Source organism: Sulfurisphaera sp., from assembly GCF_059755235.1.
This window is the reverse complement of the sequence record NZ_DBPRYF010000002.1, coordinates 1-5,478: the sequence shown is the minus strand read 5'-3', so window position 1 is coordinate 5,478 and position 5,478 is coordinate 1. Positions and strand designations below refer to the sequence as shown.

The 5,478-nt window shown below is 37.6% G+C and carries 9 protein-coding genes; 2 read left to right on the top strand and 7 right to left on the bottom strand.

What is annotated here, in order from left to right:
• Window positions 1–223: hypothetical protein (locus AC3OCB_RS00135; RefSeq protein ID WP_498340108.1), on the top strand; the 223-nt coding region annotated here is incomplete at its 5' end.
• On the top strand, window positions 204–968 hold the full coding sequence (locus tag AC3OCB_RS00130) for an RNA-guided endonuclease TnpB family protein (protein WP_498340106.1): 765 nt from the start codon (window positions 204–206) through the stop codon (window positions 966–968). The genes AC3OCB_RS00135 and AC3OCB_RS00130, both read left to right, overlap by 20 nt.
• 336 nt (window positions 969–1,304) lie before the next feature.
• Here the strand turns inward: AC3OCB_RS00130 and lipS1 are convergent, their stop codons facing one another.
• The 7 genes from lipS1 to AC3OCB_RS00095 form a co-directional block, all read right to left on the bottom strand.
• Window positions 1,305–2,135, bottom strand: a complete 831-nt coding sequence (lipS1, locus tag AC3OCB_RS00125; RefSeq protein WP_498340105.1) for a LipS1 family lipoyl synthase — start codon at window positions 2,133–2,135, stop codon at window positions 1,305–1,307.
• Window positions 2,117–2,938 (bottom strand): radical SAM protein, encoded by an 822-nt coding sequence (locus AC3OCB_RS00120; protein WP_498340104.1) that lies wholly within the window; start codon window positions 2,936–2,938, stop codon window positions 2,117–2,119. Before AC3OCB_RS00120 ends, lipS1 begins: the two co-directional genes overlap by 19 nt.
• On the bottom strand, window positions 2,935–3,150 hold the full coding sequence (locus tag AC3OCB_RS00115) for a hypothetical protein (protein ID WP_498340103.1): 216 nt from the start codon (window positions 3,148–3,150) through the stop codon (window positions 2,935–2,937). Before AC3OCB_RS00115 ends, AC3OCB_RS00120 begins: the two co-directional genes overlap by 4 nt.
• Entirely contained in the window at window positions 3,147–3,869 is a 723-nt protein-coding gene (locus tag AC3OCB_RS00110) for a lipoate--protein ligase family protein (RefSeq protein WP_498340102.1), read from the bottom strand. Before AC3OCB_RS00110 ends, AC3OCB_RS00115 begins: the two co-directional genes overlap by 4 nt.
• A gap of 177 nt (window positions 3,870–4,046) precedes the next feature.
• Window positions 4,047–4,331: a hypothetical protein gene (locus AC3OCB_RS00105; protein WP_498340101.1), complete on the bottom strand. Its 285-nt coding sequence runs from the start codon at window positions 4,329–4,331 to the stop codon at window positions 4,047–4,049.
• Entirely contained in the window at window positions 4,318–4,653 is a 336-nt protein-coding gene (locus tag AC3OCB_RS00100; RefSeq protein ID WP_498340100.1) for a hypothetical protein, read from the bottom strand. Before AC3OCB_RS00100 ends, AC3OCB_RS00105 begins: the two co-directional genes overlap by 14 nt.
• A complete protein-coding gene (locus AC3OCB_RS00095; RefSeq protein WP_498340099.1) occupies window positions 4,653–5,048 on the bottom strand; it encodes a hypothetical protein in 396 nt (131 codons plus the stop codon). Before AC3OCB_RS00095 ends, AC3OCB_RS00100 begins: the two co-directional genes overlap by 1 nt.
• Window positions 5,049–5,478: the final 430 nt, after the last annotated feature.

The window sequence follows — 5,478 nt, the reverse complement described above, 5'->3', positions numbered from 1 at the left end:
AATAATGTACAATAAGGCTGCTAGTCTAGTTGATTCTGTAAGAGAGAGTGGAGCTAAACATAAACCGGTGTTGAAAAGATTAACTGCTGAGTTTGACAACCAAGACGCTAGAGTCGACTTAGAGAGGGGTGAGGTCAGAGTAATTTTTAAGAGAAAAGGAAAGTGGTTTACCCTCAGATTAAAGCACAGAAAGGAATACATAGATGAAGTTTCAGAAATATAAGTGGAAAGAGGTATTTGTCTCGTACAGAGACGGAAAGTTCTACGTCAGCATAGTGTTTGAAGTGAAATATGAACCTTACTTCCCTCAAGGCATTATAGGTCTTGACGTGAACCTTAGGCAACTGGTTTACTACGACGGCAAGAAAGTGAGGAGAGCAGATACACCTTTCATCAAAGCTCAGACTATAAGAAAGAAAGCTGAAAAAATACAGCAAAGATATCCAAGAATGTGGAGATATAATAAGAGGTTGACAGAGAAAGTTAAAAAATACCACAGAAGAGCAAAAAACATCGTTGTAGACGGCACCAGAAAATTCGCAAAAGAGTTTGTTCTGTTCGCTGAGAGGAAGAAGTATGCAATCTCGATAGAGGAACTAACTGGGCTAATCGAAGAGCTGAGAAGCTTAGACAAGGAAAACAGATGGAAGACGATGCACTTAGATTACCGCACACTTCAAAATGCAATAATAACTAAAGCAATAGAGTACAACGTCCCAATAATGAAGATTGACCCCAGGGGAACATCAAAGCTGTGCTATAGGTGCGGTACAGAATTGAAATTCCAGGGAAGACTTGGAATTTGCCCTAAATGTGGGTTCGTAGCGGACAGGGACAAAAACGCATCCTTGAATATTTACAAGAGGATGTGGGGGAGCCTAGGGTCTCTCCTGAAAGCCCCTGCAGTGAAGGATGAAGTCAGACGGAGCAGGGGAAGAAGAATGAGGGGATGTGGGGGGCTATACTGAAGCTAACATCTCGTATTTAGAAGTAACGAGAAATATGCGGAAGTAAGCTCCCGACCCGAACCCTTTCTTAGAGACACAGCAGCAGATAGACCAGCAATACCAGTACCAATTATATAGATTATAATATATCAAACATGTGTTCGGATATAAAAGCTTTAGTTCGTAACTAGAAAAGAAAGACGGAGTGTTTAACTAAAAAATTAATAACAAATGCAGTTTGCCATATCATTTAAGTAGAAATTCTTTAAGAGAATTATTAAAAACGGGTATAACTCCCGTCGTATAATAATTATTCAAAAATTTCCTTTTACTGCAATTATCACATTTTCTTGTCATCTACATCTTAAAATCCTTAAAATATTTCTCCGGTAAGCTACAGCAAGCATCATACATTTCCACTTTAACTTTCCTAGAAGGATTAGCAATCCTTTCGACAAGACCTCTTTCTACAACAGCCTTATCTAATTCTTCTTTTACACGGTAAGGTCTCATACAGCCTATACTCACTTTACCATTCATCAACTTACTCCCCAACTCTACTAACTTCAGTATTTCGTTCACAGAGGGAAGTTCAACCTTTTCAGAAGGGGTTCCCTTGGTAGGTATTAAGACAAGGAAGTTCAGCAAGTAAGGTTTCATAGAAGAAACAAGCTTTATGCTCTCTTCAACGTCGTCATCTGGAAAACCTAACATTATATGAGGTACAACATACCTCACATTTTCTAAAAAATATTCCAATGTATTGATATAATCTTCCTTATTTCTATCTTTTAACCCCTTACTCTCAAAAGCCCTTCTCGAGTAAGCAAACTCATAATCAACAATGTCAACAACATCAGAGAGCTCTTCTATCAAGTCTTTATCAAGTAACCCAGGGTGGATGTTAAAAATCAAGTCTGGCAACTCCTTCTTCAACTTCTTCATCTCTGGCAAAACCCTTCTTAGGTTGAGAAGTTCACCTCTAGGTGAAAATCCACCACTTATCAAAAAACCGCGTGTACCTTGCTCATACCTCTTCTTTATCAACTTGTAAAACTCCTCTGGTGACATTGCCCCTTCCATACTTTTTATATAGGTTGAGGCACAGTAAGTACAACTTAAAGAACAGGAACCACCAGAGATACTTACCACGGAGAACTTCTTTAAAATCATGAAGCCATATACCATTTGAAATCCCTCAATGGGATGTTGTACATGTTTTTCCCTTCCCTTGGGTCTTCATTGTAGTAAGGTCTATCACAAGAAGGACAGCCAGAAGTCAAATAAGCTAAATGGGATTTTGTCTCAGACTCAAAAATCTTGTACCTAGCCTCTTGGATTTTTCTGTACCGCTCTAAACTTGGTCTATCCATTCTCTCAAAAGGAGTTCCTTTTACGGGAGTAAAAGCAAATAGGGCTACACTACCACCAATGTCTTTAATCAACTTCATCAAACTTACCAACTCGTCGTCCGTTTCTCCAAGACCAACAATTAAATGAACGTATACATGTCCTTTCCCAAAAACCGACACAGCTTCTTTTGTAAATCGAATATACTCAGAGAAAGTGTAGGGTTTTCCAACATAATCCCAAAGCCTCTCCACGGTGTCTAAACCAACACCTAGGTAGTCAACGTTTAACTCCTTAAACTTGTGTAAGTAAGAAACATCAACTGGAGTTATAGTCACTGACTTCCCCTTGTTTCTGGAGAGGGACAAAATCTCAACAACCTCATCTTCAAAGTTCTTCTTTATCACTGTTTGCAAACAAAAACGGGAAAATGAAGAAAGAAAGTCAGCAACCTCTTCCATTTCCACGGGGTACCACTTAACCCTTGATAGAAAGGCTTTGTCTGCTTTGTTTGAGAGTGATTGAGAGCAAAACTTACATCTCCCTTCACATCCCCCGTACTGCAAGGCGTAAGCGGTCTCACTAACCTTTATCCCCTTTTTCACGTAATAATAAGTGCCAGCTGAGAGAAGAACTTTCACTTTTTTACACACTCCAAAAACTTCTCGTATAACTCATCTAAATCAACGCCAAGAATAAAAGCGTTTTCTGGCTTCTTTCCTTCTTTTAAGCTTCCCTCAATCTTTTCAAGATCTTCATCAGTAGTGAAGAAATCTCCAGTAACCTCAACGTGGTCTTCATAGACGTGGATAACTACTGTCTTTCCAGCCTTTGATCTAAACTCACAATTCATCTCAAATATGTCCATTTCACGTTTGTGTATTTAAACTTTAAAGAGTTTGTAATGTCCGCCTCTAGTTCTGTCAAGGATCCTTCTTCTAGCTTAAAAACCGAAGAGAAGCCCTCTACAAGAGCTTGAAGAGCTTCCTCCTTTTTCACGGTAGAATTTAAAAGTGAAGAAATAGTAGCAACTCTGGTTTTAGCGTCACCTCTAACATCCTCTTTAACTTTAGGTGATTTTATAACCTTCAAGAACTCCGGGTTTGTTGCGTACATAAAAGTACCGTGTACTAGGATTGATCCTCTTTTTATTGCACCAGCCATACCAACAACCTTCTTACCATCTATGACTATATCGTTTATTGGTGAAAAGGAAGCCTTTAAACCAAAGTGAGAAAAGGCGTGAATCAAAGCCTCTGCTATTTTCTTGTAAACGGTAAGCATATCTTCACCGTGCAAAACAACACTCCAGGTTATTTCACCATTTTCATCGTGAAGGGCTGGTCCACCACCGGTAAAACGTCTAATCAAAGGGAAATTGAACTTCTTCAGCTCCTCCTCGTTAACCCAGTCTTTAACGGATAAAAACCTACCTATAGAAAGTGTTGTGGGTTTAAAACCCCACAGTCTTACAGTATCTGGAATTATATGCTGAGAGTGAAGAATGAGCATTGTCTCATCTAAAGCCATTTGCCTCTCTCCTTCATAAAAGGAGTCTAGGATAAATCTCATAGGTAAAGGAAAGGGGAAGAAATATAAGTGCTTTTCCTTGATTAGCCATAAGCGCTTATATATACAGAGAAAGCACCAAATTAAACCATCCCTAGTTTTAAAAATTTGAAATTGTACGAGATTAAGCGACAAATAAAGGATAAAACAGTTAGACGAATAAACAAAAGGAAATAATTACTATCTATTTATAGTATATGATATCCCTTCTTCCTTAAAGCATTCTTCAAGTACAACTTTTACTTTGTCAGCTTTAAAACCAATACAATCTATATGGATGACTTTCCCTTTCCTAGTATCAAAAGTAATCCTACACATAGAGTTATAGTTTGTTGACTTAAGCACATACTCCTGCAGTGTGCCCGGAGTGAAACTTACTGTGTAAAATACCTTTATCCTGTCTACTTCAATGTATAGCTTTCCATCCTTAGTTGATTTAACATTACTACAATTAAACAGATTCATTTATCACCACCGTAATCTCTTTTTTGCACTCCAATCTCTTGTTTTTAAACACGGGATGTAACTTCTCCTCAACCACTTTAGCAATACAGTCTATGTAGTTTGAATAATCCTCAGGTACTCTTACAACCTCATAATAAAACACCATACCTTGAAGAAGTGGAGGAGGGGAATAACTTCCTAGACTAGTGGTGACATAGTCTATAAATAAAGCTCTACCCTGTAAATTTCTGACAATAAGAATAACGTTTTTCTCATAGGCATATTTCCCTTTAATTTGAGAAGGGAAAACTTGCTCACCTTTTAGTTTAACCTTAATTAGCATTACCCAAACAACTCCTTCTGCACTTTAGCGTAATAGTACAGAACTATGATCTGCAAAACACACAACGCCATAATAGCAAACATTATAGACACAATATCCATAGGTGGTCTAAAAGCAAAATAATAGCCTAAGTAGATAGCAATAGCAAGAGCCGATTTACCTATACCATAATATTCGGCATAATTCAAACCCATTACAATCATAGCTAAGATTATACTGTTAAATACACCAGAAATAAGAGGTACAGCAATTAGTAAAGCCCTAAGGTCAATGTTGGCAACTGGTAAAGAAACGATAGTAAGCAGTGTGTATAGGGTGATTGACAGAATTACGTTCAAGGTGTAAAGAACAGCACCGGATAGTGTAATAGTCCTATTTAAACTTTTTATATCCATCCAATCACCCTATAGATATATTTAGCTTTTGTACTTTTAAATATTTCTACAAAAAAGTAATTAAATCTAATTTATTTTTAATTTAGATTAAAGTAAATTTATATGCACGTTCTACAAAATATGGGTTAGTAGTGGTAGTAGTTATTGACTCCGGATATACAACTCTCAGTCTAACTACTCTCAAGCTATAAGGGAAGAAATTTACTTGGTTAAGTAAATGACTACAAGAAATATACAAACGAAAAGTATACTGGTATACATAACCTCTTAAAAAACTGACAGACGTTAATATTCGACTATTATATCATATTGCCTGGAAGTTAGCTTTATATATTATACAGATACAATACTATATTCGCGGACAACCCCCCGGGGGACAAAACCCCCGCGGGGGAGAATTGCGATTATGGGGGGATGAGAAAGCCGGGGA

Coding starts and splice junctions, on each gene's coding strand:
- AC3OCB_RS00130 (WP_498340106.1), top strand. CDS start 204: ATGAAGTTTCAGAAATATAAGTGGAAAGAGGTATTTGTCTCGTACAGA.
- lipS1 (WP_498340105.1), bottom strand. CDS start 2,135: ATGGTATATGGCTTCATGATTTTAAAGAAGTTCTCCGTGGTAAGTATC.
- AC3OCB_RS00115 (WP_498340103.1), bottom strand. CDS start 3,150: ATGAATTGTGAGTTTAGATCAAAGGCTGGAAAGACAGTAGTTATCCAC.
- AC3OCB_RS00110 (WP_498340102.1), bottom strand. CDS start 3,869: ATGAGATTTATCCTAGACTCCTTTTATGAAGGAGAGAGGCAAATGGCT.
- AC3OCB_RS00105 (WP_498340101.1), bottom strand. CDS start 4,331: ATGAATCTGTTTAATTGTAGTAATGTTAAATCAACTAAGGATGGAAAG.
- AC3OCB_RS00100 (WP_498340100.1), bottom strand. CDS start 4,653: ATGCTAATTAAGGTTAAACTAAAAGGTGAGCAAGTTTTCCCTTCTCAA.
- AC3OCB_RS00095 (WP_498340099.1), bottom strand. CDS start 5,048: ATGGATATAAAAAGTTTAAATAGGACTATTACACTATCCGGTGCTGTT.